17 protein-coding genes are annotated in these 16042 nt (G+C 61.4%); all 17 read left to right on the top strand.

Features of this window, described 5'->3' with window-relative positions:
* Window positions 1-60: 60 nt before the first annotated feature.
* The 17 genes from QQK43_RS00265 (at window position 61) to tolA (ending at window position 16002) form a co-directional block, all read left to right on the top strand.
* Window positions 61-585, top strand: coding sequence for a GspH/FimT family pseudopilin (locus QQK43_RS00265; RefSeq protein WP_267966464.1), 525 nt, complete (start codon window positions 61-63; stop codon window positions 583-585).
* 106 nt (window positions 586-691) lie between these two features.
* Entirely contained in the window at window positions 692-1255 is a 564-nt protein-coding gene (locus QQK43_RS00260; RefSeq protein WP_284306140.1) for a GspH/FimT family pseudopilin, read from the top strand.
* 1 nt (window position 1256) lies between these two features.
* A complete protein-coding gene (gene pilV, locus QQK43_RS00255) occupies window positions 1257-1805 on the top strand; it encodes a type IV pilus modification protein PilV (RefSeq protein WP_284306138.1) in 549 nt (182 codons plus the stop codon).
* Complete coding sequence (locus QQK43_RS00250) at window positions 1802-2788, top strand: PilW family protein (protein ID WP_284306137.1); 987 nt, start codon at window positions 1802-1804, stop codon at window positions 2786-2788. The genes pilV and QQK43_RS00250 overlap by 4 nt, the downstream gene beginning before the upstream one ends.
* Before the next feature lie 17 nt (window positions 2789-2805).
* Window positions 2806-3417: a pilus assembly PilX family protein gene (locus tag QQK43_RS00245; protein ID WP_284306136.1), complete on the top strand. Its 612-nt coding sequence runs from the start codon at window positions 2806-2808 to the stop codon at window positions 3415-3417.
* 20 nt (window positions 3418-3437) lie between these two features.
* The gene (locus QQK43_RS00240; RefSeq protein ID WP_284306135.1) at window positions 3438-7547 is read left to right on the top strand and encodes a pilus assembly protein; all 4110 of its coding nucleotides are present in this window, start codon (window positions 3438-3440) and stop codon (window positions 7545-7547) included.
* A gap of 16 nt (window positions 7548-7563) precedes the next feature.
* Window positions 7564-8040: a type IV pilin protein gene (locus tag QQK43_RS00235; protein ID WP_284306134.1), complete on the top strand. Its 477-nt coding sequence runs from the start codon at window positions 7564-7566 to the stop codon at window positions 8038-8040.
* Between the two features lie 66 nt (window positions 8041-8106).
* Entirely contained in the window at window positions 8107-9270 is a 1164-nt protein-coding gene (gene ribD, locus QQK43_RS00230) for a bifunctional diaminohydroxyphosphoribosylaminopyrimidine deaminase/5-amino-6-(5-phosphoribosylamino)uracil reductase RibD (protein WP_284306133.1), read from the top strand.
* 56 nt (window positions 9271-9326) lie between these two features.
* Entirely contained in the window at window positions 9327-9974 is a 648-nt protein-coding gene (locus QQK43_RS00225; protein WP_284306132.1) for a riboflavin synthase, read from the top strand.
* The gene (gene ribBA / locus QQK43_RS00220) at window positions 9971-11101 is read left to right on the top strand and encodes a bifunctional 3,4-dihydroxy-2-butanone-4-phosphate synthase/GTP cyclohydrolase II (protein ID WP_234265732.1); all 1131 of its coding nucleotides are present in this window, start codon (window positions 9971-9973) and stop codon (window positions 11099-11101) included. Before QQK43_RS00225 ends, ribBA begins: the two co-directional genes overlap by 4 nt.
* Before the next feature lie 18 nt (window positions 11102-11119).
* On the top strand, window positions 11120-11584 hold the full coding sequence (ribH, locus tag QQK43_RS00215; protein ID WP_234265731.1) for a 6,7-dimethyl-8-ribityllumazine synthase: 465 nt from the start codon (window positions 11120-11122) through the stop codon (window positions 11582-11584).
* Window positions 11584-12093 (top strand): transcription antitermination factor NusB, encoded by a 510-nt coding sequence (gene nusB / locus QQK43_RS00210; protein ID WP_234265730.1) that lies wholly within the window; start codon window positions 11584-11586, stop codon window positions 12091-12093. The genes ribH and nusB overlap by 1 nt, the downstream gene beginning before the upstream one ends.
* A 17-nt stretch (window positions 12094-12110) precedes the next feature.
* A complete protein-coding gene (locus QQK43_RS00205) occupies window positions 12111-13331 on the top strand; it encodes a pyridoxal phosphate-dependent aminotransferase (RefSeq protein WP_284306130.1) in 1221 nt (406 codons plus the stop codon).
* Between the two features lie 119 nt (window positions 13332-13450).
* Window positions 13451-13858: a YbgC/FadM family acyl-CoA thioesterase gene (locus QQK43_RS00200; protein ID WP_234265728.1), complete on the top strand. Its 408-nt coding sequence runs from the start codon at window positions 13451-13453 to the stop codon at window positions 13856-13858.
* A 48-nt stretch (window positions 13859-13906) separates the two neighbouring features.
* Window positions 13907-14611 carry a protein TolQ gene (gene tolQ, locus QQK43_RS00195; RefSeq protein ID WP_234265727.1) on the top strand — a complete coding sequence of 235 codons (705 nt, stop codon included), beginning with the start codon at window positions 13907-13909 and terminating at the stop codon, window positions 14609-14611.
* A gap of 16 nt (window positions 14612-14627) precedes the next feature.
* Window positions 14628-15074 (top strand): ExbD/TolR family protein, encoded by a 447-nt coding sequence (locus QQK43_RS00190; RefSeq protein ID WP_284306128.1) that lies wholly within the window; start codon window positions 14628-14630, stop codon window positions 15072-15074.
* Between the two features lie 19 nt (window positions 15075-15093).
* Complete coding sequence (tolA, locus tag QQK43_RS00185; protein ID WP_284306125.1) at window positions 15094-16002, top strand: cell envelope integrity protein TolA; 909 nt, start codon at window positions 15094-15096, stop codon at window positions 16000-16002.
* Window positions 16003-16042: the final 40 nt, after the last annotated feature.

Raw genomic sequence — 16042 nt, 5'->3', positions numbered from 1 at the left:
AGCCCGATAAATCTTGCGCTTGGCCTAAATTCAGGCTCATAAGATTTCAGGGGGAACGTCATGTCATCTCGCCAACACAGTCTGTGTTGCTGCGGGCGTGGGTTCACGCTCGTGGAAATGGCCGTCACGCTGAGCATATTGGCCATCCTGCTCGGCATCGGGATACCGGCTTTCAGCAAAAGCCTGGCCGCGTGGCAGCGAGATCGCGCCACCAAGGCGCTCATCGCGCACATGCAGCTGGCCCGCACCGAAGCCATCAAACGCTCGCGCAGAGTCGTGATCTGCAACAGCAGCGACGCGTCAACCTGCTCCGCACCAGCCAATAAGGACTGGAAAAACGGCTGGATCGTCTTTGAAGACGACAACGCCAACGGCTTGCGCGACGCCGCCGAACCCCTCATGGCCGCTTCGGGGGCGTTTCCAGGCATTCAGTCCATGCAGGCCAACAACGCCATCAAGCGACTCGTCTACCAGCCCAACGGCCTGATGACATCGGGCATGAGCACGATGTCCGTGACGCCCCGCGCTGGACCGACTCAGAAGATCGTCATCAACCGGATCGGGCGAGTGCGGCTCGATCAGTGAGAAAAAAGTCAAACATCAACCGTTCATCTCACCGGAAAGCGCCGCATGTCTGCCAGACGCAAACCTTTGACTACGGCCCACCTACATTGCAAGGTGGAGCCTACAAGTGAAATACCCTTCCTGCCCTTTCGCCCTCCGAAGCCGCCACCAACGGGGTTTTACCCTGGTGGAGCTGCTCGTGACCATCGTCATCATCGCGATCCTCGCGACGCTGGGTGTCCCCAGCTTCACACAGTTTTTGCGCAACTGGCAGCGCGACAGCGCGACCAGGGCATTCATGAGCCATGTTCAGTTGGCCCGGACCGAAGCGATCAAGACCTCGCGCAAGGTTGTGATGTGCACGAGCGCGAACGGCACGAGTTGCGCCTCTGGCGCCGGAAGCACCAACTGGAAACAAGGCTGGGTCGTCTTTGTGGATGCAGACAGCGACGACGATCTGGACACGAGCAAGGGCGACCGAATTTTGGCTGTCCGCAGCGGCTCTGCAGGCATTGCAAGCATGACCAGTTCAGACAACGTGGCCAAACTGACGTTTTTGTCCAATGGCCTGATGGGATCAAGTGCCACGACAGTGACCGTCACCCCGAGCGGGAGCAGCGGCCTCAAGCTCAACAAAATTGCCATTTCGCGGGTGGGCCGCACCAGCCTCTCGACAGAAGACCAAAGCTGAAATGAAGCCTTTTTCCAACCTGATCGCGCAAGCACGACGACAACGCGGTTCCAGCATGCTGGAAATCCTCGTCTCACTCTTGGTCATCTCTTTGGGGCTGCTCGGTGTCGCGGGGTTGTCTGCGGCCACTTTCAGCTACAACAAGACGGCCCAGGTCCGTTTGACCGGGCTGGGACTGGTCAACGATTATGCAGACAGAGCCAGAGCCAACATCTATGGATACGACCTCAATCAATACAACATCAATTTAACGGATACAACGCCAGATGAAATTGATGCGGCCCCCGATGAGGCGAGCGCAAGCACAGCAGCCACCAACGTCGCGCAAGATGACCGTCGCTACTTCATGACAGCAGCGAGCAACTACCTGCCTCAAGGAAAAGTGGTCGTCACCAGCGATCGAACAGTGCGAAGTATGGATATATGGCTGCTATGGAAAGAGCCTCAAACCGAAGCCAACGACATTCTGTTTTCGGCAGGGCAGGATAGCTGCCCCAACATATCTGGCACAGATGACTACAACTGCATGTATTTCAGGGTGGGGCTGTGAAAAACAAGAATTCAAATCCTCATCTGACATCCCGAAACGCACAAAGGGGTGTGACTCTTGTCGAACTCATGGTTGCCATGGTGATCGGCATCTTTCTGCTGGGAGCGGTCGCAATCATTTATGTGAGCACATCTTCGAGCGCAAGAAGCAGCACGTTCGAATCACAAATGAATGAAGATGCAACGCTGGCGCTTGAAATTCTCGCTCAGCAGATTCGACTGGCCGGATTTTCCGAGCTCGATGGCACGAGCCGAAAATTTTCAGGAATAGCTGTCAGAGGTTGCGACACAGCCTTCCAATCATCGAATGCCGACTTCGGGAGCTTGACTTGCGGAAGCACGGGTAGCAGTGCGATTGCCATCCAGTATGAGGCAACAACACGAAACACACCCAAGACATCGGACGACAAGCCCAGTAATTGCAGCTATTCAGGCATCGATACATGGAATCATGATGGGCTTGGTACCACGGCAGACATTGCACTGGCCGACAACCGGTATTTTGTGCAGAACGACAACACCAACAGCAACGCCCCCACGCTGTATTGCCAAGGCAGAACTGGCGCCACGTTTGAAGACAGCGCAACAGCACTGATTCCGAATATCGAATCGATCCAAATAAAGTACGGGGTAACCTTGGAACCGGAGGCAGACCAGATACTGCCGCACCAAATTACCGCTTACCAAACGGCGAGCGAGGTCGAAGCACTTACCGGGAACTGGTCAAGGGTGGCTGCCGTGCAAATCTGCCTGACTGCGAGATCCTCAGCACCGGTCTCAACCGGGGGCGACAGCAAAGAGAACATTTCATTCTATGTTGACTGCGATGGAAACAGAAAAACGGATATATCCGATCGCTATCTTCGTCGAGCATACACCACCACGGTTCAACTGAGAAATATGCGCCCCGGTGTGCCATTGAGTTTTCAGCTTGACGGCACGAGCGCACGCAACCCCTGGAGCTATGAGGAGGTATCTGAGTAAATTCAGATAGCACCATCATGCAGAGATATCAAAGAAAAAAACAATCACCCAGCGCAATGCAACGGCAAAAACAAGCACAAGGTATTGTTTTGCCCATTGCGCTGATAATGCTGGTCATCATCTCCTTTGCGGGATTGATGGCCGCACGGAACTCAGCGAGCTACGAACAATTTTCCAACAACATGCGCACCAATCAAGTAGCTCGACAAGCAGCTGAGGCCGCGCTGCGCTACTGTGAGCGGGCCGCCATCGACAAAGCGGAGTCGACTGGTGACAGTACTTACAGCGAAGCAGTCGCTAAAGTCTACACAGCAGACCCGGTTTTAACCAACATCGATCAAGGCATCTGGAACTCCAAATCGAATTGGGGAAGCACTGGAGCCAACCTGATTACTGTCAATTTGGCCTACACGAACGATGTGAAGTCAGCATCCCAAATAAAAGATGGCAACAAGCCAACCTGCATCATCGAGTCTTTATCGGATGATCGATATCTGGTGACTTCCCGGGGATTATCCAACGACGCCTCTGTCACTGATGGCACCCTCACGGCAGGCTCTGAAGTCTGGCTACAGTCCATTCTGGTTCCCGGCGCTCCCATTGTCTCCGCGAACAACGGGGTTCAATGACATTTTGATCGGAGAGAAAAATGCAAAAACCTTACATAAATGCATTGAGTGCTTTGACGCTTCTTGCGGTCATTGCTCTGCCTGCTGCTGCCCAGCCGTCGCAAAAGCCGTTGCTTTCGGTGCAAACGGGTGCAAAACCAAACCTTATGATTGCCCTTGACAACTCCGGGTCAATGGCCTTCTCATTTCATGAATCATATGGCGTCACATCGGATGATGAATATGAATCAAAGTATTGCCCTTCCCCTTACTCCAATTCCGATTCAACAAACTCAACCACTTTCAACAATGGTGTAGGAAAGGAAGCGACCCTCTCGGGGAGCACGTACTATTGCTATGAACGTTACCTCAGTCGTGGTCAATGGCGCACTCGCGCATTGACAAATGTAGCGCTCTCTTACTCACCCGCAAAAAAAGTAGCCAAGTGGTCTGCTCAGCGATCAGCGGACGTCAACCCCATTTACTACAACCCCCGCATCACCTACAGACCGCGGGTTGACTCCAATGGCAACCCTCTCGAAGCGGACGACAAAATTGTCTTTATTTCCAACCAGGGAAGTGCCAACTTTTTCTACCGCGCCTTCAGAAGCGACTCGAACACCAATCTGGTCAAAACCCGGCATGCTTTTTATGCGGGAGATGAAAACAGCGGCAGCATGACAGGCTGGACTCAATACACCTGGACCGGCACAAGCGATGTTCGCGTTCCACAACACATCTCTTACACCAGCGCATCCAGCAGCACTCCCGGATTCACGTATGCATATTGCGGCAATGTTGTAACCGAGGGCGGCCTTCAAGTTGATTGCAGCAACCCAACCACGGTCACCATCAAATATGGGACACCGGCCACCATCACTTTGCCATCTGGACACAGCAGAACAGACTGCACGGGCAACATTTGCACGAACGCCGATGAGATCAAAAACATCCTGAACTGGTACCGTTATTATGGATTCCGCTCTCCAGCGGTAACCACAGCCATTGGTCAGGCATTGGCTGACACCGAATACAACGACAAACTCCGCATTGGTTATATCAACATCAATGCCCGCGACAACACCACTGTTTCAGCCATTACCCAAACTCCTGGTGTGGATACTGGCAGCCTAGGCCTGCTTCGTGGCGTTCGAAACCACAAGCTGGGTACAGACTCAACAAAAGAAATATACAACTGGCTTTACGGCCAAGATGGTGCGCGCAACAAAGACAAAACCCTCATTACCACGTTGGACCGACGATACATCCCCAATGGCGGAACGCCGCTGCACAACGTATTGGACAAAACAGCCAATTATTACAAGGTAAGCACCAATGGCGCGAACAACCCTTGGGCAAAGGACCCCTCGCAGAGCGCCAGTGCTGCCAACCCTGAGATGAGTTGCCGGCGCTCATTCACCTTGTTATTTTCAGACGGCGCGTGGAATAGTGGAACCAGCTCATCAGCCACAGACAAAGATTACGACAACACTTTAGGCCCTGTATTTTCTCGAACCTTGGCTGACGGAACAACAGAGAGCATTCGTTACAAGCCACAAGGCGAATCGACAGCTTCTGATAGAAAGAAATACACCCCCTATTCGAGCTCCGCAACCAAAGGACTCTCGGATCTGACAAACCGTTACTTCTGGCATGAAGATTTCCGGAGTGCGCTGTCTAACGACATTCTTACACGGGCAGGCCAGCCAACTTTCTGGCAAAACATGGCAACTTATACTGTGGGATACATGATTCGTCCGCGCGGCGATATTCTGGATGCAACATCAGGATTGACATTCCAGCAAATTGAGGACTATCAAGCAGGGTACATTACCTCTGGCTACGGCGCGACCACCAAGCCATCTTGGGTCACTGGCAATGTTGACACCAGCAGTTCCGATCAAGATCGCGTCGATGATTTCATTCAAGCCGGATTCAGTGGCGGCGGGCGCGGCTTCAACGCTCAATCTGCAGAGGACGTACGAGGCATTTTCAAAACGGTTCTGTCTGATATTTTGAATGCCTCAGGGCAAGACGCCGGCGTGGCAGTGGGCCCAAGCGCCAGCGTTTCCAACACAATTGATGGTCAACTAAAATACCTTGTCAGTTATCGGACACAAGATAACTCTGGCGAGATTGAAGCCCAAGTCCTGGATGCCAGTGGCGACGCCAATTCAGGAACAACCTGGAAAGCCTCATCGCTGATACCATCTCACGCTGATCGAAAAATTTATACCATTTCGGATAGCAATGGCCCGACCGAATTCAAGGGACTTTTCTCTGCACTCCCTACAGACGTTAAAACCGCGCTCCAATCGGGAACAGACCCTTCCAGAATTGCTTCGGATGCCAGTTTCATCGATTATCTGAGAGGTAAGGATGCCGTTGTTGATGCACACGGTAAGCTTTTCCGTCAGCGCAGCAGTCTCATTGGCGCCATGGTCAATCCTCCTTCGCTTTATCTTGGCGGGAGTCATGATCTGCTGTACGACCTCAAAGGCGATGTTACCGGGCAAGACCAATACAAGTCTTTCATAGAGAAAAAGCGCACTGCTCCGCCTTCTTTGTATGTCGCCACGAACGCGGGAATGATGCATGCGCTCAAAGGTGCCTCCGGCGAGGAAATGGGGATTTACATGCCCCGGAGAGGGCTCAAGCGAATGCTCCATTTCTCCGACGCAGACTACACATTTGAGTACATTTTGGATGGACCGATCAGTGAGCAAGACATCTTTAACGCCAAGGATGACCGCTGGGAAAACCTGGCCATCGGGACAGGAGGCCGTGGTGAACGATTGGTTTATGCGGTGCGTGCTCCCCTGAACGGCGAGACAACGCTCAACAGAACGCCCGGTATCAACGATTTTTTATGGGAAACCGGCCCTGACAACATGGACACCAGTTCGGTGAAGACCGGCTACATGACCACCCCTGCGCGCAGTGGTGTGACACGCAGCGGTCACTGGATTGTGGCGGTTACCAGCGGGCACCACAATGGGAGTACCGGGACTGAAAACAATACCCATCATGGTCTGGTGCTCCTGGATGCTTTCACGGGGAAGAATCTGGCTACCCTTCCCATTCCGACCCAATATCAAACGGGCCGCGGCCTCGGTGCGGTCACCATGGTTCGGGACGGAGATCGGCGCGTCGTTGCCGCCTATGCGGGTGATGCCAAGGGCCATCTGTGGAGATTCAACCTGCTGGGAGAGCCTTCTGAATGGACGGTGTCTTATGGCCGCCCTGTTTTCACGACCGAGAACAACAGGCCGATCTATGGCGGCGTGGCATGGCAAGAGCATCCAGAAGGTGGCGCCATCGTGGTGTTCGGGACCGGCATCCTGCTTGATGAGGCTGATGTTAGCGATACCACCCAGCGTGAGGCCATTTATGGCATTTGGGACCCGACTCCTGTTGGCGAATCCGATGTGACCCTCAGTCTTCGGGAAGAAAATCGGCTCGTCGAGCAAACCATCACGGCCAGTTCTGCACAAGGTGCGTTGACAGCCTACAGCTTGTCAAGCAATGCCTTGGAATGGCGTGATGCTTCGGGCAACGAAAACCACCAAGGATGGAAGATCCAACTGGGGGGCGATGAAGAAGGGGAGCGCAATCTTGACCAAGTGCAAAACGCTGGGACAAATGTTTTCCTCACCACCGCAGCTATCAGTGCACCGAAGGAAACCGAAGTCTGCCGTGTTTCGGATCTTCCAGCGAACTACTTGTACATCCTCGATGCCTTGACCGGCACCATGAAGAAAACTGGCTTTACCTTCACGACAGAAGACAGCAACGGCAAAGAAACCCAAACCCGATTCGCCGCAATCAAGGTGGCTTCCGGTGGTTTTTCACGGGGGGTCGGGCTGATTCCTACATGGAAATCGACATCCGGGTCTGGAGACAATGGTTCCGGTGGTTCCGGTGGTTCCGGTGGCTCCGGTGGTAGCGACGGCTATGTTCCAGCGGATATTCGCGAGCTCATCGGCGGTGGCGGAAATATGGGGGAAGATACTGTCGATCCTCCGTGCGGAAGCGTGGGGTGGACGCCAATCGCCACGCCAACCGAAGCTGGACCCCAGATCACCGACAAGTGCACCGTGACGGGTTGGACACGCACGCAATACCAGCTGAGTGCCCCCCCGTCCAACTGAAGATTCTGCAACCATCATGATCAGATCTCTTTCTCTTTCCTCCTGGAGGTCACCTCGCCTCCACCGAGGCTTCACCCTCATCGAACTGATGATCGTGGTGGCCGTGATCGGTATCCTGGCGGCCATTGCCCTGCCGTCCTACACCGAACACGTGAAGGCGTCACGCCGGGCCGATGCGCAGCGGGCACTGATGGAGGCCGACCAGTTCATGCGCCGCTTCTACAGCGCCAAGGACACGTTCAAAGGCGCGGAGTTGCCCGCCAGCATGGCCCAATCCCCCAAGGAAGGCGCCGCCGCCTACAACATCACGCTGATCGAGAACGGCGACGCGGTGGATGAAGCCACGGCCGAAACGACCTATACCCTGCGTGCCGTGCGTACCGGCAGCATGAGCGGCGACCGTTGCGGCGACCTGAGCATCACGCAGACGGGTGCCCGCTCGGTCAGCAACAACGCCAGCGGCAGTGAGCTGGCGGACTGTTTCAAGGGCTGATACCCTCCAGCCCCCGGGCCCGACCCGCCTCGGCCGGTCGGGCTTTTTCTTGTCCCCTCAGCCCCCATGCCCGCCGATCTGTCTGCCTTGACCCTCGCCCAGCAACAGGCCACCCAGGCGCTGCATCTGTCCAACCCCAACCCGCGCGTTGGCTGCGTGCTCACCGATGCCAGCGGTCTGGTGATCGGGCAGGGGCACACCCAACGCGCAGGCGGGCCGCATGCGGAAGTGATGGCGCTGCGCGATGTGCAGGCACGCGGCCTGAGCACCCATGGCGCCACGGCCTGGGTGACGCTGGAGCCCTGCTCCCACCACGGCCGCACCCCACCCTGCTGCGACGCGCTGATCGCCGCGGGCGTGGCGCGCGTGGTGGTGTCCACGGTGGACCCGAATCCCCTGGTGGCCGGCCGAGGTGTCGAGCGCCTGCGCGCCGCAGGCATCGCTGTCGAAGTGTTGCCCCCGGACAGCGACCTGGCGCGGGCGTCGCGCGAGCTGAATATCGGCTTTTTCAGCCGCATGATCCGCGGCCAGCCATGGGTGCGCATGAAGATGGCGGCTTCGCTGGACGGTATTTCGGCCCTGGACAACGGCGTCAGCCAGTGGATCACGGGCGAGGCGGCCCGTGCCGACGGGCACGCCTGGCGCGCACGCGCCTGCGCCGTGCTGACCGGCATCGGCACCGTGCGGGAGGACGACCCGATGCTGGATGTGCGGCTGGCCCCCACCCCACGCCAGCCGCATCTGGTGGTGGTCGACAGCCGCCTGGAGCTCTCTACCGATGCCCGGCTGTTCCAGCCGCCGGCGCACGGCCTGAGCCGGCAGATTCTGGTGGCCCATGCGCTGGACGATGCCACGGCACAGGCGCGTGGCCAGGCCTTGCTGGCGCGCGGTGCCACCCTGCTGAGCCTGCCCGGCCCTGGCGGCAAAGTGGATTTGCCCGCGCTGCTGCGCGAGCTGGGTCGGCGAGAAGTCAACGAACTCCACCTGGAGGCTGGGCACAAGCTCAACGGCTCGTTCCTGCGCGAAGGGCTGGTGGACGAATGCCTGGTCTATCTGGCACCGCAACTACTGGGCTCAGGCCGAGGCCTCGCCAGCCTGGGGCCTTTCCACCGCCTGGACGACGGCACGCCCCTGCATTTCACCGCGATGGATCGCGTCGGCAACGACCTGCGCATCCTCGCCCGCGTGGCCGCGCACGACGGCTTTCTGCACCCCCAAACCGCCGCCTGACCGCCCGCGCCAGCCCTGGTCGGGCAAGCCGGCACAAACCCTGCGAAAATAGCCGGATGTTTACCGGCATCATCACCGCAGTGGGGCGTATCGCCGCCCTGTCCGAACTGGGCGCCTCCGCCCAGCATGGCAAACGCCTCACCCTCGAAACACCGGCCGGCTTTCTGGACGATGTGGGTCTGGGGGACAGCATCGCCCTCAACGGGGCCTGCATGACGGTGACCTCGCTGGACGTGCCGGCCCACCGTTTCACCGTCGACATCTCGGCCGAATCGCTGACCCGCACCACCGGCCTGGCCGAAGCCGGCCGGCGTGTGAACCTGGAAAAGGCGCTGCGTGCCAGCGACCGACTGGGTGGCCATATCGTTTCCGGACACGTTGACGGTATCGGCCAGGTGATCGCCTTCACCGCGGTGGGCGAGAGCTGGACACTGCGCGTGCAGGCGCCGCCCGAGCTGGGCAAGTACCTGGCCTACAAAGGCTCGATCACGGTCAACGGGGTCAGCCTCACGGTCAACACCGTGGAAGACAGCCCCGCAGGCTGCGCTTTCAGCATCAACCTCATTCCCCACACCGTCGAGCACACCACCCTGGGCGATCTCCAGGCGGGCAGCGGTGTGAATCTCGAAATCGACACCGTGGCCCGCTACGTCGAGCGCATGCTGACCGCTGCCGGCCCCGCCTCCCTCAAGGAAACCGCATGAACGCCCCTGAAACCCTGCGGCCTGTGGCCATCTCCCCGGTGGAAGACATCGTGGCCGACATCCGTGCCGGCCGCATGGTCATCCTCGTCGACGAGGAAGACCGCGAGAACGAAGGCGACCTGGTCCTCGCTGCCGACCATGTGACGCCCGAGGCGATCAACTTCATGGCCCGCTTCGGCCGTGGCCTGATCTGCCTGACGCTGTCCAAAGAGCGCTGTGAGCGCCTGCGGCTGCCACCCATGGTGCCGCGCAACGGCACCAAGATGGGCACCGCCTTCACGGTGTCCATCGAAGCCGCCGAAGGCGTGACCACCGGCATCTCCGCCGCCGACCGCGCCCGCACCGTGCAGGCCGCCGTGGCCCCCGATGCCCGGGCCGAAGACCTGGTGCAACCCGGCCACATCTTCCCCCTGCAAGCGGTGGAAGGCGGGGTGCTCATGCGCGCCGGCCACACCGAAGCGGGTTGCGACCTGGCCGCCATGGCCGGCTGTTCGCCCGCCGCCGTGATCTGCGAGATCATGAAGGACGACGGCACCATGGCGCGCCTGCCCGATCTGCAGCTCTTTGCCGCCGAACATGGCGTGAAGATCGGCACCATCGCCGACCTCATCCAGTACCGCAGCCGCCACGAAAGCCTGGTGCAGAAAGTCGGCAGCCGGCCGCTGCACACCGCCTTCGGTGAATTCACCGCGCACGCCTTCCGCGACGAGCCCAGCGGCGCCCTGCATCTGGCCCTGGTGAACGGGCAATGGGACAGCGACGCTGTGGTGGACGTGCGGGTGCACGAGCCGCTGTCGGTGCTCGATGCGCTCGAAATCGACCGCTCCATGCACAGCTGGAGCCTGGAAGCCAGCCTGCGCCACATCGGCCAGTCGGGTGCCGGCGTGGCGGTGCTGCTCAACTGCGGCGAATCCGCCGCGCAGTTGCTGGCCCAGTTCGAAGGCACGGCCCGCTCGGCCCAGGCGCCCGAACGCGGCCGCATGGACCTGCGTACCTATGGCGTGGGCGCCCAGATCCTGCGCGAATGCGGTGTGCACCGCATGCGCCTGATGGGCCAGCCGCGCCGCATGCCCAGCATGGCCGGCTATGGCCTCGAAATCACCGGCTATCTCGGCCGCGATCAGTAACTCTCAACGGATTCCACCATGTTTGGCGCAGACAAAGGCACCTCCGGCCCGCTTGATGGCCGCAAGCTTTCCATCGGCATCGTCCAGGCCCGCTTCAACGAAGGCATCACCAACGCTCTGTACGAAGCCTGCCACGCCGAGCTGCTGGCACTGGGGGTGCAGGAAAAGAACATCAAGCGCGTGACCGTGCCCGGCGCCCTGGAAGTGCCCGTGGTGCTGCAGGCCATGGCCGAGCAGGACGAATACGACGCCCTGATCGCGCTGGGTTGCATCATCCGTGGCGAGACCTACCACTTCGAGCTGGTGTCCAACGAGTCGGGTGCCGGCGTCACGCGCGTCTCGCTCGACACCCACACCCCGATCGCCAACGCCATCCTGACCACCGAAAACGTGTCCCAAGCCGTGGCCCGCCAGGAAGAAAAAGGCCGCGACGCCGCGCGCGTGGCCATTGAAATGGCGCATCTGCTGGAGCAACTGGCCTGATGAACACCGACACCAAGCCCCGCAAGGCCTCGGACAAATCGGCACGGACGCGCGCACGCGAATTCGCGCTGCAGGCGCTGTACCAGCACATTGTCGGCCGCAACGAGGCCACCGACATCGACGTCTTCACGCGCGACCTCTCGGGCTTTCACAAGGCCGACAGCGTGCACTACGACGCGCTGCTGCACGGCTGCATTGCCGAAGCTGCAGAGGCCGACGCCCTGATCGAACCGCTGCTGGACCGCAAGCTGGCCGAAATCTCGCCCATCGAACGCGGCGTGATGTGGATCGGTGTGTACGAATTCCGCCACTGCGCCGACGTGCCCTGGCGCGTGGTGCTCAACGAATGCATCGAACTGGCCAAGAGCTTCGGTGGCACCGACGGCCACAAATACGTCAACGGCGTGCTGCACCCGCTGGCCGAAAAGCTGCGCCCGGTGGAAACGGCTGCGGCCCCCCGCCCGCGCAGTCCCCGCAAGCCGGCCGACGGCAGCCCGGAAGCGGCCTGACCGTCGGCGCACGCAGCATGCGGATCGCCCAACGCGCCCAACGGGTGGCGCCCTTTTACGTCATGGAGCTGGCCAAGACCGCCAGCGAGATGGCAGCCCGGGCCCAGGCCGGCGACCGCCCCATGATCTACCTGAACATCGGCGAGCCGGACTTCACCGCACCACCGCTGGTGCAGATCGCCGCCGAGCGCGCCATCCGCGATGGCCGCAGCCAGTACACGCCCGCCACCGGCCTGCCCGCGCTGCGCGAAGCCATCAGCGGCTGGTACGCCAGCCGCTTCGGCCTGCAGGTTGATCCGGGCCGCATCGTCGTCACGGCCGGTGCTTCGGCCGCGCTGCAACTGGCCTGCCTCGCGCTGATTGAGGCGGGTGACGACATCCTGATGCCCGACCCCTGCTACCCCTGCAACCGGCAGTTCGTGCAGGCGGCCGAAGGGCGACCTGTGCTGATTCCGACCGGGGCCGACAGCCGCTTCCAGCTCAGCGCCGCCCAGGTCGAAACCGCGTGGGGCCCATCCACGCGCGGCGTGCTGCTGGCCTCCCCCTCCAACCCCACCGGCACCAGCATCGCCCGCGACGAACTGGAGCGCACGGCCCGCTTCGTGCGCGAGCGCGGCGGGATCACCCTGGTGGACGAGATCTACCTGGGCCTGAGCTACGAGGACGCCTACGGCCACAGCGCCCTGGGCCTGCCCGACGGGTTGGGCGAACAAATCATCAGCGTCAACAGCTTCAGCAAATACTTCAACATGACGGGTTGGCGCCTGGGCTGGCTGGTGCTGCCCCCTGCGCTGGTGGCGCCGGTGGAAAGGTTGGCGCAGAACCTGTTCATCTGCGCCAGCACCATCGCCCAGCACGCGGCGCTGGCCTGCTTCGAGGCCGAGAGCCTGGCCGAATACGAGCGCCGCCGTGCCGAATTCAAGGCGCGGCGCGACTGGTTCATTCCCGAACTCAGCCGCCTGGGCCTGACCGTGCCCGTCATGCCCGACGGCGCCTTCTACGCCTGGGCCGACGTGCGGGGCCTGTGCCAGCGCTGGGGCATCAGCACCGACCCCAAGGGCGACACGCCCGGCGGCAGTTGGCCCCTGGCCTTCGAGCTCATGAAGCGCACCCAGTTGGCCACCACACCGGGGCGCGATTTCGGCGTCGCCGACCCACAGCATTGGCTGCGCTTTTCCACCGCCAATGCCCTGCCGCAGCTGCAGGAAGCCATTGCCCGGCTGGAGGCCGCGCTGTGAGCGCGCACAGCGTGGGGGCCACCGATCCGGCGCCGGGCCGTTCCCAAGCCGGATCAGCCCCCTCGGGAGGCAGCGACCCGCGCAGCGGTGGAGCGTGGGGATCCACTTTCTCCTGGCCCGTGCGCGTCTACTGGGAAGACACCGACGCTGGCGGCATCGTCTTCTACGCCAACTACCTCAAGTTCTTCGAACGCGCCCGCACCGAGTGGCTGCGCGAGCGTGGCGTGCACCAACGCGCACTGCGCGACGAAGCCGGTGGCATGTTCGTCGTCAGCGACTGCCGGTTGCGCTACCTGCGCAGTGCCCGCCTGGACGATTTGCTTCTGGTTACCGCGCAGGCCACTGAGGTGGGCAAAGCCTCCCTTACCATTGTGCAGAGCGCGCTCCTGAAACCGCAGCAGGAAGGCGAGCCGCCCGTTCTGCTGTGCGAAGGCGAAGTCCGCGCTGGCTGGGTCGATGCCCAGACCTTGCGGCCCGCGCGCATCCCCGCCAGCGTACTGCAGCGCCTGCAAGCCGCGCCCGACTGACGAACTCCGACTGACGAACTTTTTCCCGCCACCTCCGCTCTAGAAACCATGCCGCAAGATCTCTCCATCGTCCAGTTGCTGCTCCACGCCAGCTGGGTGGTCCAGGCCGTGGTCGTCCTGCTGGTGCTGATGTCCGTCATCAGCTGGGCCGCCATCTTCCGCAAGGTCTTCGCGATCAAGCGCGTCAAGGCGCACGACGACGACTTCGAGCGCGAGTTCTGGTCCGGCACCAACCTCAACGACCTGTATGTGGCCGCCGCCCAGAGCGCCCGCCACGGCGGCCCGATGGAGCGCATCTTCGCCAGCGGCATGCGCGAATTCAACAAGCTGCGCGAGCGCCGCATCAACGACAGCGGCACACTGCTCGACGGCGCCCGCCGTGCCATGCGCGCCAGCCTGCAGCGCGAGCTGGACACGCTGGAGTCCAACCTGTCGTTCCTCGGTACCGTCGGTTCGGTCGCACCCTATGTGGGCCTGTTCGGCACGGTCTGGGGGATCATGCATGCCTTCACCGGCCTCGCGGCGCTGGCCCAGGTGACCCTGGCCACGGTGGCGCCCGGTATCGCCGAAGCCCTGGTGGCCACCGCCATCGGCCTGTTTGCCGCCATCCCGGCCGTGGTCGCCTACAACCGTTTCACGCACGACGTCGACCGCGTCGCCATCCGGCTGGAGACCTTCATGGAAGAGTTCTCCAACATCCTGCAGCGCAACCTGGGTCACCAGCCGGCCTCGGCTTCGGCTTCGGGGCACTGACGCGGAGCCGACGCCCATGCCCGCCGCCTCTTCCCGCGGACGCGCCCGCCGCACCAAGAACGAGATCAACATGGTCCCGTTCATCGACGTGATGCTCGTGCTGCTGATCATCTTCATGGTCACGGCGCCGCTGATCACGCCCAGCCAGATCGAAGTGCCCAGCGCCGGCGAGTCAGCCAGCCGGCCACCGGCCAAGTACGTCAGCGTGATCATCGAAAAGGACGAAACCATCGAGATTCGCGAAGGCCCGTCCGGCAAGGACGGCAACACCGTCAAGCTGTCGCAACTGGCGCGCGAAGTGCAGCAGTGGCGCGCGCGCATCGACACCACCCCCGACGCCAAGGTGGCGGTCATGATCAGCGCCGACAAGGGCGTGCAGTACGAAGCCGTGGTCAACGCCATGAGCACCCTGCGCGAAGCGGGCATCGGACCGATCGGCCTGGCGGTCAAGACCTCGCGCTGACGCCGCTGGAAGCCCTGTGATGAAGGCCACCGCCGAAAGCCTGGAATTCAAGCCCCCACAGGCCGGTCGCTGGACCGGGCCGGTCGGCCTGGCGCTGGTGGTGCACGGCCTGCTCATTGCGGCCCTGACCTGGGGCATCCAATGGCGGGACGATCCGGTCCTGGTGGCCTTCGAAACCGAGATCTGGTCCCCCACGGCGCGCCAGGCCGCCCCGGCTCCCGTGCAACCACCGCCCCCGCCGGCACCCGAAACCCCGCCCGCACCGAAACCGGAACCCAAGCCGGTGCCCCAGCCTGCCCCCCCGGCACCGCCAAAGGTCAAGGACGCCGAGATCGCCACCGCCCAGGCGAAAAAGAAGCAGGAAGAAGAGCGCCAGCGGCGCGAAGCCCTGGCGCAGGAAAAGCAGCGCGCCAAGGCCGAAGCTGACAAGCGCGAAAAGGCAGAAAAGGCGGCGCGCGAGAAAAAGCTGGCTGAAGACAAAAAGAAGAAAGAAGCCGAACAAAAGAAACTCGCCGAGCAAAAGCGCGAGGCCGACGAGCAGCGCCGCGCCGACAAGGCCGCCCAGGCCGCGCGCGAAGAGCAGTTGCGCCGCATCATGGGTCAGGCCGGCGCCACCGGGGGCGCCACGGCCACCGGCACCGCCCAGCGCAGCAGCGGCCCCTCATCGGGTTACGCCGGGCGCGTGGTGGCCCGCATCCGGCCCAACATCATCTACCAGCAGGAATTCCCGGCCTCCCTGCGTGCCGAAGTGGAGGTGCGCGCTGCGTCCGACGGCACCATCACCGCCCGCCGCGTGGTGCGCTCCAGCGGCGATCCCGAATGGGACCAGGCCGCCCTGCGCGCCATCGACCGCACCGGCGTGCTCCCACGCGACGTCGATGGCAGCGTGCCTGCCGTCATCACCATCGTGATGCGCCCGCGGGACTGAGCGGCGCCCCCCTGCGGGCCCATCCGGCCACAATCCCCCC

The organism is Hydrogenophaga electricum (assembly GCF_030160815.1).
In the GTDB taxonomy this organism is placed as follows: Bacteria; Pseudomonadota; Gammaproteobacteria; order Burkholderiales; family Burkholderiaceae_C; genus Hydrogenophaga; species Hydrogenophaga electricum.
This window is presented reverse-complemented; position numbering and strand designations above follow the sequence as displayed.